Origin of the sequence: Ferrimonas kyonanensis DSM 18153 (genome assembly GCF_000425405.1) — a bacterium.
Taxonomy (GTDB): domain Bacteria; phylum Pseudomonadota; class Gammaproteobacteria; order Enterobacterales; family Shewanellaceae; genus Ferrimonas; species Ferrimonas kyonanensis.
In genome coordinates this window covers 387,395-402,510 of sequence record NZ_AUDJ01000002.1, presented here as the reverse complement: position 1 = coordinate 402,510, position 15,116 = coordinate 387,395, and the positions used below count along the sequence as shown (strand labels likewise).

Annotated in this window: 10 protein-coding genes; 7 read left to right on the top strand and 3 right to left on the bottom strand. The window is 57.1% G+C overall.

Annotated elements, in window-relative coordinates; all coding sequences use genetic code 11:
• The first annotated feature begins 32 nt into the window (after nt 1–32).
• A complete protein-coding gene (locus H598_RS0104325; RefSeq protein WP_028111909.1) occupies nt 33–938 on the top strand; it encodes a DMT family transporter in 906 nt (301 codons plus the stop codon).
• A 67-nt stretch (nt 939–1,005) separates the two neighbouring features.
• On the opposite strand, the gene traF is transcribed toward H598_RS0104325, so the two are convergent.
• The 3 genes from traF to H598_RS0104310 form a co-directional block, all read right to left on the bottom strand.
• Nucleotides 1,006–2,199 (bottom strand): conjugal transfer protein TraF, encoded by a 1,194-nt coding sequence (traF, locus tag H598_RS0104320; protein WP_084144317.1) that lies wholly within the window; start codon nt 2,197–2,199, stop codon nt 1,006–1,008.
• Between the two features lie 248 nt (nt 2,200–2,447).
• Entirely contained in the window at nt 2,448–4,511 is a 2,064-nt protein-coding gene (locus H598_RS0104315; RefSeq protein ID WP_028111907.1) for a M13 family metallopeptidase, read from the bottom strand.
• A gap of 155 nt (nt 4,512–4,666) precedes the next feature.
• Nucleotides 4,667–5,896, bottom strand: coding sequence for a M24 family metallopeptidase (locus H598_RS0104310; protein WP_028111906.1), 1,230 nt, complete (start codon nt 5,894–5,896; stop codon nt 4,667–4,669).
• 291 nt (nt 5,897–6,187) lie between these two features.
• On the opposite strand from H598_RS0104310, the gene H598_RS0104305 reads away from it, so the two are divergent.
• The 6 genes from H598_RS0104305 to H598_RS0104280 all read left to right on the top strand — a co-directional run bounded on the left by H598_RS0104305 (nt 6,188) and on the right by H598_RS0104280 (nt 15,080).
• Nucleotides 6,188–8,203: a prolyl oligopeptidase family serine peptidase gene (locus H598_RS0104305; RefSeq protein ID WP_084144329.1), complete on the top strand. Its 2,016-nt coding sequence runs from the start codon at nt 6,188–6,190 to the stop codon at nt 8,201–8,203.
• Nucleotides 8,200–10,338, top strand: coding sequence for a TonB-dependent hemoglobin/transferrin/lactoferrin family receptor (locus H598_RS0104300; RefSeq protein WP_028111904.1), 2,139 nt, complete (start codon nt 8,200–8,202; stop codon nt 10,336–10,338). Before H598_RS0104305 ends, H598_RS0104300 begins: the two co-directional genes overlap by 4 nt.
• Nucleotides 10,339–10,347: 9 nt before the next feature.
• Nucleotides 10,348–12,588: a proprotein convertase P-domain-containing protein gene (locus H598_RS0104295; protein ID WP_028111903.1), complete on the top strand. Its 2,241-nt coding sequence runs from the start codon at nt 10,348–10,350 to the stop codon at nt 12,586–12,588.
• Nucleotides 12,589–12,604: 16 nt separating this feature from the next.
• Entirely contained in the window at nt 12,605–14,056 is a 1,452-nt protein-coding gene (locus H598_RS0104290) for an Lcl domain-containing protein (protein ID WP_028111902.1), read from the top strand.
• Between the two features lie 3 nt (nt 14,057–14,059).
• Nucleotides 14,060–14,623, top strand: coding sequence for an Lcl C-terminal domain-containing protein (locus H598_RS0104285; RefSeq protein ID WP_028111901.1), 564 nt, complete (start codon nt 14,060–14,062; stop codon nt 14,621–14,623).
• 124 nt (nt 14,624–14,747) lie between these two features.
• On the top strand, nt 14,748–15,080 hold the full coding sequence (locus tag H598_RS0104280) for a PBPRA1643 family SWIM/SEC-C metal-binding motif protein (protein ID WP_028111900.1): 333 nt from the start codon (nt 14,748–14,750) through the stop codon (nt 15,078–15,080).
• Nucleotides 15,081–15,116 lie beyond the last annotated feature (36 nt).

Here is a 15,116-nt window from a genome sequence, read left to right as displayed (position 1 = left end):
TTCGTTCGAGATCTGTTGTGGAGTCGTTGCCTGTGAGCAAATCCGCGTATCTGTTTCCCCTGGTCGCCGTGGTGGCGTGGGCGGGAAACGGCATCGTCAGCAAGATGTCTGTGGGACTGATCGATCCCGCTGCCATCGCCTTTTATCGCTGGATGATTGCCGCCAGTATTTTGCTGCCTTTTGTACTGCCCACTCTGTGGCGACAGCGAAAGCTGGTGCAAAAACACCTGTTTAAACTCAGTATCCTTGGTGGACTGGGTATGGTTGCACTGCAAACCCTGACCTACGTGGCGGCGCAAACCACCTCTGCCACCCACATCGCCTTGATTGGCTCTGTGGTGCCGATGATGGCGATGTTGTGGAGCATTGTCGTGCTGCGCGAACAACCCACCCAGGGAATGGTGGCCGGATCCCTGCTGTCCTTTTTGGGCCTGTCTTACCTGATCACCGAAGGGCATCCCCTGTCGCTGTTTCAACATCAATTGAACCAGGGTGACCTGCTGCTGCTGCTCGGCGCCACCTGTTACGGCCTCTATGGGGTACTGATTAAACGCTGGCAACTGCCGTTTTCCACCTGGCCGTCACTGTTTTTGCAGATGGCCATGGGCGCCATCTGGCTGCTGCCGGTGTTCCTGACTCAGGCGGACAGCACGGTTAGCGCACAGGCGCTGCCGCTGGTGTTGTTTGCAGCCATCGTCGCCTCATTGCTGGCCACCTTTGCCTGGCTGAAAGGGCTGGAGCACCTGGGACCAAACAAAGCCACCAGCTTTATGAACCTCAACCCGGTCATCGGCACCCTGCTGGCAGTGGGGCTGCTGGGAGAAACCCTGTCATTGCATCACTATCTGGGTGGCAGTTTGACCCTGATTGGGGTGCTGATGGCCCAGCGTCTCAAAACCCCGCTGCGACTGCGCCGCAAACGCGCACCGGCGGCCTAATCCTTAAATTGGACTCAATAAAAAAGCCAGCCCGAAGCGGCTGGCTTTTTCCATGCTGGTCGCCGAACTACAGCTTCACACCCAACTGCAGCATGGCGCCACGCTCGTCGTCGTCACCAAACTGGCCGGCCAGATCCAGGCTGATGGTATCCCAGGGCGAGATCCCCAGCCCCACAGTCAGCAGATCGCCGTAGTTACTGGACAAATCGGTCTGATAACCGGCCCGCAGTTGCAGGTGGGAGAAATCCACCTCCATACCAGCCCGGGCGTACTGACGGGCCAGCAGCAGTTGCGGGGCATCGCCTTTCACCACAAAGGACTCATCCTCGATCAGATCCAACTCCATGGTGCCGGTGAACATGCCCTGACTCCAAGCCACCGCCCCAACGACGGTCGGATCCAGTGAAATCTTGTCTCCATCGATGTTCTTGATCGATTGCTTGATCAGATTCCGGGCCACCAGAGCAAAGCTCCAGTTGCCATAAGGCTTGTAGATCCCCAGATCCATATTGAACGCGCCTTTGTCGTTCATGTACTGATCATCGAAGTAGTCGTCGTTATCGTAGTTGTTGATGTTAGCGGTATACAGATAGCTGTCGAAACGCTGGTACTTGGCACTGAGGCCAAAGGCGATATCGCCGACCCGAGGCAGGTTGGCCTGGTGGGCAAACGACAGGGCCAACTCACTGACTGCCACCGCATGGGCGATGCCCTCAGATTTGAGGTTATCCGGATCAAACACCCCGGTGGTGAGCGCGTCGTTGACCAACTGACCATCGGCAGCGTCGTAGTTAAAATCGCCGTTGGCCACCACATAACCACCGATGGTTACGCCAAACCCCAGCGACTTACTGGGCACGAATACGCCGAAGTCCAGATTGGCCTCCCCAACCAGGGTGGTGTCGTCCAGCGCCTGCAACTCCTTGATCAGGGCATCGGCATCCGCCTGAGTCGGTGGGTTGGCCGGATCCATCGCTTCAATCTTGGCTTCGAACGCATCGATGGCGTCCTGGGTGGCATCCACCTGATCGAGTGCGTCTTCATACTCTTTAGCCAGCGCCCCAACGCCCAGCCTCAGATAGACATCATCGCTGTCTTTAAACTTGGTCAATAGCGCCGGGTTCAGCGGCGCCCGGGTGAAGTCACCACTGGCGATGCCGGTGTTGGCGGCGCCGCCGCTCTTCGCATCCATACCCACAACAGCCACGGCGGGCGCGGCAACGGCGGCCAGCGCCAGACTCAATACGGACAGTTTCATCATCTCATCCTAATTTTATAATAATGGTGTTAATGCAATTGCACGCAGGCAATCCACGGTCGGCTCGGTTGCCCGTCTGCAATGCAGCCGGCACGCCCAAGCCCAAATCATCGGTCCCCTACTGTGTCGATAAGGCGACCCGATGCTCTCCCCAATAAAGGCTCAACATGTCGTTGGCCTCATATTTGTTAAGACGCTGAAACGAAAACACCCCGCCGAAGCGGGGTGTGTTACATCAGCGTGACGCTAGATTACCAAATCTTTACGCGCTTCTCAGCAGGCAAATACATGGCATCGCCCTGCTTGACGTCGAAGCTGCTGTAGAACTCGGTCATGTTGGACAGAGGACCATTGGCTCGGAACTGAGACGGGGAATGCGGATCGGTCGCAACCCGGTTGCGCAGCGCCTGCTCCTTGTATTTACCACGCCAGATCTGACCCCAGCCGATAAAGAAGCGCTGGTCGCCAGTCAGATCATCGATGATCGGGGCCGGCTTGCCTTCCAGAGACATCTTGTAGGCTTTGTAGGCGATGGTGGCGCCGGACAAGTCGCCGATGTTCTCACCCAGGGTCAGCTTGCCGTTCACGTGCAGGTCGTCGAACACCTGATAGCCGTCGTACTGAGCCACCAGGGCACTGCCGCGTTTCTGGAATGCCTTCAGATCCGATTCGGTCCACCAGTTTTTCAGGTTGCCGTCTTTGTCGTAACGCGCACCCTGATCGTCAAAACCGTGGCCCATTTCGTGGCCGATAACCGCTCCAATACCACCGTAGTTGACGGCATCGTCGGCGTTCATGTTAAAGAATGGCGGTTGCAGAATGGCCGCGGGGAACACGATCTCATTCATTACCGGGCTGTAGTAGGCATTGACGGTTTGTGGGGTCATGTGCCACTCGTAGCGACGAATTGGCCCGCCCAGCTTCTCCAGATCCTTGTTGTGAGCCAGGGTGGCAGAGCGCATCACGTTACCCACCAGATCGTCAGAGTCGATGCTCAGGGCCGAGTAATCTTCCCACTGGTCCGGGTAACCGATTTTCGGGGTAAAGGCTGCCAGTTTCTCTTTGGCCTTAACCTTGGTTTCCGGGCTCATCCACTCCAGCTGATCGATGCTGACCGCATAAGCTTTGCGCAGGTTTTCAACCAACTCCTTCATGCGAGCCTTGGCTTCGGCCGGGAAATGCTTGTCGACATACACTTTGCCAACCACTTCACCCAGGTTGTCACTCACCAGGGCAACACCACGCTTCCAGCGCTCTTTCTGCTGTTCCTGGCCGTTCAGTTTACGGGCGAAGAACTCAAAGTTTTCGGTGTCAAACTCCTGGGACAACATGCCAGAGTAGGCAGTGAGCAGATTCCAGGTCAGGTAGGTTTTCCAATCCGCGACCGAAGTCTCGGCCACCACCTTGTCCAGCGCTTCGATGTAGCTTGGCTGGTTGATGATGATGTCAGACTGGCTGTCGCCGCCGATGGTTTTCAGGTAGACCGCCCAATCGATGTGGCTGGCCAACTTGGACAACTCTGCGGTCTGGTACTTGTTGTAGCGTTTTTCACTGTCGCGGCTTTCAACCCGGGTCCAGTGGCCCTTAGCCAGTTTGGTCTCGATGGCCATCACGGTCTTGGCAGACTCGGCCGGGTTGGCGACGCCAGCCATGGTGAACATCTTCTCCATGTGCGCCAGGAAACCTTCGCGCAACTTCACGAAGCGGGCTTCGTCGTTGAAGTAGTAGTCGCGATCCGGCAGGCTCAGGCCCGCTTGCCAGATGTGAGTGGCATAACGCTCAGAATCTTTGGCGTCCACATTGATGTAGAACGCCAGCGGTGTGCCGGCTCCGATGGTCTGGCTGTGGGCAAAGTAGGCCACAACCCCGGCTTTGCTGTCGATGGCGGCGATGTTGGCCAGTTCCGGTTTCAACGGGGCCAGGCCCAGTTCATTGACCTTGTCGGTATCCATAAAGGAACGATACAGATCACCCACTTTTTGCTCATCGCTGCCCGCCTTCAGGTTCGACTTGGCAGCCAAGTCTTCGATGATCACCTTAACGTCATCGCGAGCTTTTTCACGCAGATCGTAGAAAGCACCGGAGCTGGTGCGATCGGCAGGGATCTCGCTGGTCTTCAGCCAGGTGCCGTTGACGTAGGAATAGAAGTCGTCTTGCGGACGCACACTGGTATCAAAGTTGGCGAACTCGATACCGGAACTCAATTGCTGCTGCACTGCTTCGGCCACGGCGGTGGGTTGTGACGGTTCATTTTGTGCACAGCCGGTCAGTACCAAAGCTGAGGCGCACAAGCCACCAATAAATAAGCGTTTCATCAGCATATCCTTATGAATTGTTGTAGCTAATTAGTTTTAAACAGTCAGATACTAGCGGCAGGACAGCAACAGGTCAAAACCGACTTTGTTACAACTCTATTCCAAAGGAGTGACAATAACGCCCCGAAGGCGGGGCGTAAAAGGGTTATTCAGGATCAATGAGTTGCATCAAGCTGATAGCCAAATGGGTCATCCACAGAGTGCGATGGGGTGGTAAACCAACGAGGACCGGACGCAGTCATGTAAAAGTGGTCCTCAAGACGGACGCCAAACTCCCCCGGGAGGACCAGCATCGGCTCATTGCTGAACACCATGCCCGGGGCCAGTGGCGTCCGATCGCCCTTAACCAGATAGGGCCACTCATGGATGTCCAAACCACAGCCATGGCCGGTGCGGTGTGGCAGCCCGGGTACCTGGTAGTCAGGACCGAGTCCATGGGCTTGCAACACCTCTCGAGCAGCGGCATCGGCGGCCTCACAGGGCTGTCCCAGTTGCGCGGCCGCAAAGGCAGCCGCCTGGGCGTCTTTCTCCACCTGCCACATCTGCCGCTGGCGCTCGCTGGGCTCACCAAAGCAATAGGTTCGGGTAATGTCGGAGTTGTAACCATGAAGCAGACAACCGGTGTCGATCAACACCCAGTCATTGCGTTTTAAGGTCTGCGGCTCTTTGACACCATGTGGGAAACTGGTCGCCAGCCCAAACAGCACGATGCAAAACGACGAGCCCCCCGGCGCCCCAACCCGTTTGTGAGCCTCATGAATGAAGGCGGTCACTTCGGTGGTGGTGATGCCTTCCCGCAAGATGCGGGCGGCGGATTTCTGTACCTCTAGAGTCATGGTTTTGGCGGTCTGCATCAGGGCGAGCTCCGCCTCGCTCTTAATCATTCGGCACCGGGCACTGATGCAACTGCCGTTAACCCACTCAATCTGAGGGCAAGCCCGGCGCAAACCATCAAACAGGAAAAAAGCGGCCGATTCATCCATCGCCAACTTGCCGGTTTCGATGCCCCGCTCTGCCAATAACGCCGCCACCCGCTCGGCAGGGTTTTCATGTTCATGCCAGCCATGAAACGGGGCTTCAATCTGCATGAAATCTCTCAAAGAGTCCCGTTCAAACTGGGGCGCGATGTACAACAGCTCACCGCTGTCCAGCAACAGCGCGCCGACCATTCGTTCGCTCGCAGACCACTTGAGGCCGGTAAAATAGTACAGGTTGGTACCCGCATTGAGATAGATGCCTCGCAGGCCCTGGCGCTGCATCAAGGTCACCGCCCGCTGCATTCGCAATTTGAACTCGCCATTACTGATAGAAGGCGCCTTGTCGCTGAGATTCGACAGTCGCGCCCACTCCTGCTCTGCCGTAGAGCCTCCCACACCCACTGTCATCGTTACCCCTAACAAAAATAGAATATTGTATGCAAATTTTGACAATCCAACAGCGGAAATGCAAGCGCCTTTATTGATCGACTCAAGGCCACAACTGACTCAGCTATCGACAGAAAAGTTTCATTGAAACCGTCACTTAAATGGTAACAGCCTTAGATTTCTGCCGAAATAATCGACACTCAAACCAACAAACGAGTGATTGCGATCACAATTTAATGATAATGAGAATTGATCTCATTATCATTTGATCGCACTATGCCGCCACCTTTTCGACGGCAACGTAAACTCATCATGAACTGGTTTCCCCTCTGCCTTAGCCTCGCCCTGATCAGCAGTGGCACTCTGGCCAATCAAGACACTGATTTCAATTGGCTAAGAGACGACAGCCGCAGCTCGGCTCAAGTACTGGACTACCTGAAACAACACAACAGCCGCAGTGATGCTTATTTTTCAGAGCACCATGCCCTCACCGGCGCACTGCTGCAGCAATGGTCCGACAATGCCGCAACCAAAGCCTCGAAACCCTGGGTAATCCGTGGTGAGTTTGAGTACGGCGTGGTGGTGGTCGATGGCCAGCGCACCCTGATCGAGCGTAACCGCAATGGCGGTGAACAACGGTCGCTGCTGAATCTGGACCAACGGGACGACGCCCTCGACTATTACCAACTTGGCGCCTGGAGCCTGTCCCCCGACGGCCAGTCGCTGGCATTGGCCGAAGACATCAGTGGCAGCGGCGAATACCGGGTCAGCGTCCTCTCCTTGGCCACTGGCCAGGAGTCCCAGCTGCCAGAACGATGGGAAAGCTATCTGCAATGGTCCGGGGACTCCAAGGCGCTGTACCTGATTGGCCAGGAAACCCACACCCTGCGTCCCGACGGCCTGTACCGGCTGGCACTATCAAGCCCACAGCCAAAACGGTTGTGGCATGAAACCGATTCAGGCTGGCTGATGTCGATGTACCGCAGTGCCAATCCGAACTATGTCGTCATTCAGAGCAACAGCGAATTGGCCACCGAACAACGACTGCTCAATCTCAAAGATGGCACCCTGAGCCCGGCCTTGTTGCCGCGCCAACAGGGTATTGACTACTACGCCGATGTGGCCGGAGACGCTCTCTACCTTAACAGCAATCATCAAGGCGAGTTTGCTCTGTACCAGGCGCCACTGACTCAGCCAGAAAAGTTGTCATTGCTGTACCGGCCGCAGAAAGGCCAACAGTTGGACAACTATTACCTGTTTCAGGCGGCCACCGTAGCCGTGACAAAACTCGGTCCCAAGCGCTGGCTGCAGATTCTGAGTCCCGATGGCACACTGGTGAAGTCGATGGCCATTGGCGAAGCCAATGGCGTGGCCTGGGTCAGTCGCAACGGTGATTACGCCAGCAACCGTTTGCGCATCCGCTCGATGTCGATGATTACGCCACCAAAATGGCGCGAACTGAATCTCACCGACCTGTCCTGGCAGACCTTGTCCCAGGATCACTATCCACATTTCAATGCCGACCTGTACCACAGCGAGCAAATACAGGTCGACTCCGGCCATGTGAAAGTCACCGTCACCCTGGCGTACCGTAAAGACGCCATGACGGCTACCTCACCCGTCATTCTGTACGGCTACGGCGCCTATGGCGTCACCATGCGCCCCTATTTCATGCCACAGATCATCAGCCTGCTGGATCGGGGTGCCATCTACGCGGTGGCCCACGTTCGCGGCGGTGGCTATCTGGGCGAGCCCTGGCATCTGGATGGGATTGGCGCCAACAAACAGCATGCCATCTCCGATTATCTTGCCAGTGCCAAAGCCCTGAGGCATTTCAACGGTGGCAACCACCCCATCGGCGCTATTGGTGGCAGCGCTGGCGGTACCTTGGTAGCCGCGGCACTGAATCAGGATGTCAGTCTGTTCGATGCCGTGGTGCTGCAGGTGCCCTTTGTCGATGTCCTCGCCAGCATGAGTGATTCGAGCCTGCCGCTGTCATCGCAACAGCACCAGGAGTGGGGCAATCCCGCCGTGCCCGAGCAACTCGAGTTCATAAAAGCCTACGACCCCATCAGCAACCTGAGGCCACTGCCCTACCCGCCCATGCTGGTGCGGGTCGGCCTCAATGATCGCCGTGTTCCCTATTGGGAAGGCGCCAAATACCTCAGCCGCCTCGAAGCCATCAGTACCGGCCAAGGCCCCTACCTGCTGAGTACCGATTTCACCGGCGGTCACAGCAGTGACCATCGCAACGCCTCGGAGCAGCAAGCCCGTGAGTACGCCTTCTTGCTGATGGCCACTCAATCCAATAAGCGGAGCAGTCAATGAAACTTTCCCCCTTGAGCCTGGCGCTGATGAGCGCCATGGCCACCACCGCCGCCTGCGGTGAAGAAGCCGCCACCGAGTTCAACGAAGTGGTGGTCACCGCCAATAAAGTCTCGCAGTCACTCTCCAAAACCGCCGGGTCAGTCGCCGTGATCGATGCCGACACCATTGAACGAGAAGGGGCAACCGAGCTGTATGACGTTCTAAACCGGGAACCTGGCGTTGCCGTAACCGGTGGCGCCGGCCGCCCACAAAACATCGTCATTCGAGGCATGACCGGCAACCGCATTGCCGTGGTCAAGGACGGCATTCGAGTGACCGACGGCTACGGCGCCAACGATCTGAACGACAACGTTGGCCGCAACAGCTTTGACCTGAGCGAAGTAAAACAGATTGAGGTGGTCAAAGGCGCCAGCTCATCGGTATTTGGATCCGGCGCCATCGGCGGCGTGGTCATGGTTACCACCAAAACCGCGGAAGACTACCTGAAAGATAAGGATCTCTACATCGGCGCCGACGCCACCTATACCGGCATCAGCGATAAGGCCCGTGGCACCGCTACCCTCGCCACCCGGTTTGGTAATACCGACAGCCTGCTGCGCGCCGCCTACTGGAATGGCTCGGAGTCCAACAACCATGACAGCAGCAACTACAACCGCGACATCGACGGCTACAGCGGCGCCTTTACCCTGTCCCACTACTGGAGCGACGATCTGCTGCTGCGCGCCAAGGCCAGCTACTACCGGGAGCAGATGACCCGCAATGAGGGCACCGCATTGATGCAGCTCGATGGAGGTTGGCATGCCGAAACATTTTGGGAACAGACATTAAGCGATTCGCTCGAAGCCTATGTGGGACTCGAGCACGATCGCGTCGACGGTTTCTATGACAGCCTGGAGAGCAAACTCTATTGGCGCGACAGCCAGAACGATGCCGATAAAAACGTGCTGATGTACCAACACCGTAACGACATCACCGTAAAACGGCGGCAAATAGAAACCCGAAAGTTCAACGACCAGCTCACCGGCCTGTCGGCCAACTTGCTTAAGCAGGTCTCTTGGCTGGGCTACGACCATCAGATGGCCTATGGTGTGCTGGCCGAGTCTACCGAGCATCAGCGCCCCATTCACAAAACCATCATCGACTGGAACGGCTTTCAGCCAACGGAGTACGTGCCGTTCGTACCGGCAAAGTCCAACACCCTGGGCGTGTACTGGCGCGACGTAATCACCAAAGGTGCATGGACCCTGACCCCGGGGCTCAGATTCGACCTGCATCAACTCAAACCTGACGGTCAAAACAGCATCGGCGGCGTTACTGTTGACGACAACACCAGCCAGGAGCTGTCGCCAAGCCTGTCTCTGGGCTACCAGTGGAACCCTTCGTGGAACCTGTACGCCAGCTACAACCACGGCTATCGGGCCCCGACCTACGACAAAGTTTTTGGGTACAACAATCATGATTTTGTGCCCATAACTCCCTTCATTCTTATTCCAAACCTGGAGCTGAAAGCGGAGACCAGCGACAACCTGGAGATCGGCAGCAAATTCGATGACGGCCGTTGGCTGGTCTACGTGGCCGCCTTCTACTCAACCTTTGATGACTTTATTGATGTTCAAGATATTGGTCGAGACCCAGAACATCAGGAACTGACTCTCAGACAATACGAAAATCTTAACGGCGTTAAAACCTATGGCGCCGAGCTGACGCTGGGCTATCGCTTCACTGACCACTGGCAACTGAACAGTAAGGCCGGCGTGGTCTGGGGCAAGGACGACCAGGACAACTACATCCGCACCATGACCCCCATTGAAGGTTCACTAACACTGGACTACGCCGATGACACCCTATCGGGTTTTGCCCGAATCAACTGGGCCGCCGCCATGGACAAAACCCCCAGCTGCAGCAGCGATATCGGCATTGAAGTGGCCTGTGCGTCTACCTCCGGCTGGGCCAGCGTGGACATGGGCGTCAGCTATCAACTGCTGGACTCACTGGATCTCAGCCTCACCCTGTTCAACCTGTTCGACCGCAAATACACCCGTTATCAGGATGTGGCCGGCACAGCGGCGGACCAAAGCTGGTATTCCACCCAGCCCGGTCGTTACTTCACCCTCAACGCGCGCTACGCTTTTTAAGGAGCTGACATGACTTATCGTTTTTCTCTGCTGTCTCTGGCACTGTGCAGCTCCATGGCCACTGCCGGTCAGTGGGACCATTTCGCGCAGCCACAAGTGCTCAGCAGCGCCGATAGCATCGAGGCCTTCCTCGAGCAACGTTACCCACAAGCTGGCGACCTGAAACTCAGGTACCAATCGCAAAGCCCGCTAGGCCGTCACTACCATTTCGATGTCTGGAAACAGGGTCAATACCAGCAGCAGCGGACCTTGGTGGCCACGACCAACAACGACCATGAACTGGTTAAAGTTTTCGTCAGCTTAGAAGACACCGTCCTTCGCGACGGCAAACCCACCACCGCCGCAGAACTGGAGCACCCCAGAACTCTGGTGGCTACCGAAATTCCCGGTCCTCTGGTCGCCGTTGATGCCACCCTTCAGGTGTTCAATCCCGATTTGCGCACCATGAACCGTTCCGAGGCGCCAGAAAGCCCTTATAAGCAGCTCAGCGACTACCCGTTTGCTGCACAATACCAGCAGGTTGCTGCCGTCGTTCATTCCGCTGAAGACGGCTTCTATCTGGCCAACGACCGGGTTCGGGAGGTGGATATTCAACACCTTCTGACTCCGGCTGTGGGCGAGGCTGACGCCGACATCGACAGCGACTATTTGCCTCAGGAAGGGCTGAGTCGATTCGATAGCTTGGCGCAACTGGCCGCCGTCGACATGAACAACGACCGCTTTGCCCACACCATGGCCTTCCACCACCTGGACCGTGCCCTGCAACGATTGACCTCACTGGGGTTTTCGGTATTCAGTGAGCCTCTCAAATTCGATGGCCGTGGCATCAACAAAGACAACTCCACCTACCTCATCGATGTGGATACCCTGGTGTTTGGCATCGGCGGCTCTCCCGATGCCTTCGATGCCGACATCGTGTTGCATGAACTTGGCCATGCCATCAACTACCACATCGTTGCGGACTGGGCCTATGGCCATTCCGAGGCGCTGGGAGAAGGGTTCGGTGATTACTGGGCCGGGGCGCACAGCTATCGCCAGCAACACAGTCAGGATACCGCTTTTGAACTGGACACCGTGTTCAACTGGGATGGCTGGTTCGGGTTTAAACAGCACACCCGCAGCCTCAACAACACTCGCGCCAGGTACATCCCCACCGCCGAATACCGAGCCCACGAAAGTGTCGCTGGCGAGTTGAGCGACGAACTGTGGTCGACACCGCTGTTTCAAACATTGAAGGCCGCGGTTGCCGCCGAAGGCTCCGATGCCTTCGATGACATCGACAGCATCATCCTGCAAGCCTTCTATGGCGTCGGTCGCGGCGTAAAGATGGCGGATATGGCCGCCAACATCGTGACCCTGGCGGGAGAGATGTTTCCGACCAAGGACTATCAGAGCCTGTTCCAGCACCACTTCAGCCAACACGGCCTGATGTCCGCGCCCTTTATCCTGACCAGTGATGCCCCCTTTGTTGAACCGGGTCAACCTGCCAAGGTCTCCCTGCTGGCCACCCATCGTCAAGGACAGGTTATTGGCACACTGTCCAACTCTGCCGGCGGCAGCCAGGATCTGGATAAACAGGACTTTGAACGCCTGGATCTCACTCTGCCTCTGCCCAATGACCTGGCCTGCGGCGCCCCCTTCACCCTAACCGCGGAAATGAACGTTCAATACGGCGACGATCTCAAACCGGAGCAGCACAGCGCCAGCCAGTGGATGATCAACGGCCTGCCGCAACTGGATCAGGCTCCCCAAACCGGCAACCTGATCCTGCCCGACGCCGTTGTCGGCAGTGATGGCCGTCAGAACGCCGGATTCAAATCGCTGAATTTCATCATCAATGATACTGAGGCGGTCGTGGAAGACGAGTTTGCCGTTCAGTTGAGCCTGCAGCATGACAACATGGAAGACCTGACCATTAACCTGGTGTCCCCCTCCGGCACTCGCGTGACACTGCGCTCGGCCTCCTCCAGCCTGGACAGCACATTAACCACCACCCTGTTACTCAAGCACCATCAAGGACTGGCAAGGCTCAAAGGCGAGCCCCTTCAGGGCGCCTGGCGTTTCGAGTTTAACGATTATCAACCCGGGGATGCCGGCACCCTGACCCGCTGGGGCGTGGGTCGCATCAGCGATTATGACTGCGGCACTCCCCCAACCCCGACTCCATCCGGATCGTCCGGTGGCGGCGCTCTGTGGCTGGCACTGCTGGCACTGCTGCCCCTGGCCTTCCGTCGTTTTTCACATCAATAAACAAGAAGAGAACCCCATGAAACAGACTCTACTTTGCATGGCCATTAGCGTCGCCCTGGTCGGCTGCGGCGGATCCGGTGGCTCCGGCGGCTCTGACAATCAGGCGCCCACCTACAGCGTGAGCGGTGAGGTCACCAGTAACAACGTGGCTCAGCAAGCCCAGGTGTGCGCCGATTTGAACCAGAACTTCCGTTGCGACAGCGGCGAACCGGCCAGCACTGCCAGCAGTGGCAGCTTTACCCTCACCAGCACCGACAAGAACATTTTGACCTCACCACTGGTGGCCGCATTTGACAACGACGTAGCCGGGGCCGCCGCCAAAGCCAGTTTGGTGGCGCCGGCCCGTAAGCTGGAAACCGGCAACGACATCAACGCCATCACCACGGTAATCGCTGGCCTGATCAGCACCGGCGTCACCCTGGAGCAAGCCACCGAACTGGTGGTCAATGAGATACAGCGCCTCGGCGTTCCCGTCCCGGCGGCTTTGCTGGACAACAGCGATGACGCCGGTCTGGCGACTGTGGACGCCAATCTGGTTGGCCTGCTGAAGCAACTGAATGACAACAATCGGGAGACGGTGCTGGCCTCACTGGGCCTGACATTGGCCGTTGCTCCCAGCCTGGCGCAAGCCAGCAGTGATAACGGCGAGATCACCGCGTTGATCGCTCAACTTGAGCAGCTTGAAACTGAAACGGTGGCACTGAATGACACCGGGGTTTATCGGTATTTCAGCGACAGTTCCGCCAGCGAAGATGTCATCGAACCTCAGCCTGACTACCCAGGCCAGGATGCCGAACACGGCCTGGATGCCAGCGATCCTCAGGGACAGAGTAAAGCCGGTTTTAAGCTGGTCAAACTGGATAAAGACGGCAATGAACTGGCCGCCGACGCCTCGGAATGGCGCTGCGTGCTGGATAAACGCAGTGGCCTGATGTGGGAAGTAAAATCCGACGTCTCCAGTGACCTTCAGTACAAAGACCGGCTGTTTGCGCTGCAGATCGACGGCCACTTCAGCCCCTACGCCGACGACCTGGCAGAAGCTGGCTGCCAGCAGGCTGGCGATAGCATCTGCACTACCGCTGACTATGCCAAGCAACTCAGTACTGACCAACTCTGTGGCAGCGACCGCTGGCGTCTGCCCACAGGCAACGAGTTCTACAACTTGCTCAACCTCGGGGTAACAGAAACCAATAGCAACGACGATGTCATGGCTCTGTCCACGGCCCTGTTCCCCCACCAGAGTCTGGGCAGCCCGGACGTCGAACAAGGCAGCGTCTGGACCAACAGCCTGTCCTACAACGCCTACTCCGCTTATCAGACAGACGGCAGCGTGCAATACAACCTCGTCAGTTCGATGGGAAGCTATCGCGGATACATTGAAACCATCGAACTCTACACTTCAGATTCCGCAGCAGATCAGGGCTACTCCTACCTGTTCCCAACTCGTCTGGTCGCCACCAAGGATTAAATCATGAAACGCATTATTATCACCTCCATCCTCGCCCTGTTGAGCAGCGCCGCCATGGCACAGAACTGCCAATCGGATATGGACATGACCGCGCCCAATGCTCGGTTCGCAAAATACGACTCCGGCATCGTCAAAGACCTGAAAACCGGCCTCACCTGGATGCGTTGCCCCATTGGCAAAACCTGGGATAAAGCCAGCGGTCGCTGCCAGGGCAGCAGCAGCGGCATGCTGTGGCCATCGGCGCTCAATGAAGTGCAGGCCATCAACAGCAGCAGCGGCCACGCCCTGCACCAGTTTGCCGGCATCCAATCCTGGCGCCTGCCCAACATCAAAGAGCTGGTGTCGCTGAAAGAGGCCGCCTGCCATTACCCGGCCATCAACGATCAGGCCTTTGCCGGTGCGTTTGACAGCTACCTAGGCAATGTTCAGGCCAGCTTCTGGAGCAGCACCCCGGCCGGCACCGGCAGTGACGTGTTTGTGTTTGATGCCGCCGATGGCCTAGTGATAAACCAGGGGCCGACATTCAGTCAGGGTCAATACGCCGTGCTGCTGGTCGCCGATCAATAAGCCTCTGCTCCCCCCGACAGTTATCCTGTCGGGGGGATGCTGGCTCTCTGTCCATCCTGGTGCTTTTCTCCCGCCACCATTTGCTGTATAACCCTCTGCCTCAGGTTTCAGCACTAGGTTTCCCATGTCCAAATTCTTCTACAAAGGCCGCATCGAGAAAAAGCCCAAGCACGAAAGCTACGGCTACAACACCAACCGCACTGCCATCCTCGGCACCAAAGAGCACCCTCTGACACTGAGTGTTCAGACTCAGGCGCGCCAGGAAGAGGTTCAGGCACAGATTGAACAGCACCAACTGGTTGCCACCATTACGGTCAACCCTGATGAAAATGAGAACTTGCTGGAATTAGAAAGCTGGCTCAACAAGCCTACCACCACCACGTTCGAGAAGACGCCGGGCCGCAATGACCCCTGCTCCTGCGGCAGTGGCAAGAAGTACAAAAAGTGCTGCGGCTAACGGCATTCCCCCAAAGGACTTAAGCGGCCCTTTGGG

What these genes read in the sequence shown, in the direction of transcription:
- traF (WP_084144317.1), bottom strand. Translation starts at nt 2,199, where the DNA reads ATGATGAAACTGTCCGTATTGAGTCTGGCGCTGGCCGCCGTTGCCGCG.
- H598_RS0104315 (WP_028111907.1), bottom strand. Translation starts at nt 4,511, where the DNA reads ATGAAACGCTTATTTATTGGTGGCTTGTGCGCCTCAGCTTTGGTACTG.
- H598_RS0104310 (WP_028111906.1), bottom strand. Translation starts at nt 5,896, where the DNA reads ATGACAGTGGGTGTGGGAGGCTCTACGGCAGAGCAGGAGTGGGCGCGA.
- H598_RS0104305 (WP_084144329.1), top strand. Translation starts at nt 6,188, where the DNA reads ATGAACTGGTTTCCCCTCTGCCTTAGCCTCGCCCTGATCAGCAGTGGC.
- H598_RS0104300 (WP_028111904.1), top strand. Translation starts at nt 8,200, where the DNA reads ATGAAACTTTCCCCCTTGAGCCTGGCGCTGATGAGCGCCATGGCCACC.
- H598_RS0104295 (WP_028111903.1), top strand. Translation starts at nt 10,348, where the DNA reads ATGACTTATCGTTTTTCTCTGCTGTCTCTGGCACTGTGCAGCTCCATG.
- H598_RS0104290 (WP_028111902.1), top strand. Translation starts at nt 12,605, where the DNA reads ATGAAACAGACTCTACTTTGCATGGCCATTAGCGTCGCCCTGGTCGGC.
- H598_RS0104285 (WP_028111901.1), top strand. Translation starts at nt 14,060, where the DNA reads ATGAAACGCATTATTATCACCTCCATCCTCGCCCTGTTGAGCAGCGCC.
- H598_RS0104280 (WP_028111900.1), top strand. Translation starts at nt 14,748, where the DNA reads ATGTCCAAATTCTTCTACAAAGGCCGCATCGAGAAAAAGCCCAAGCAC.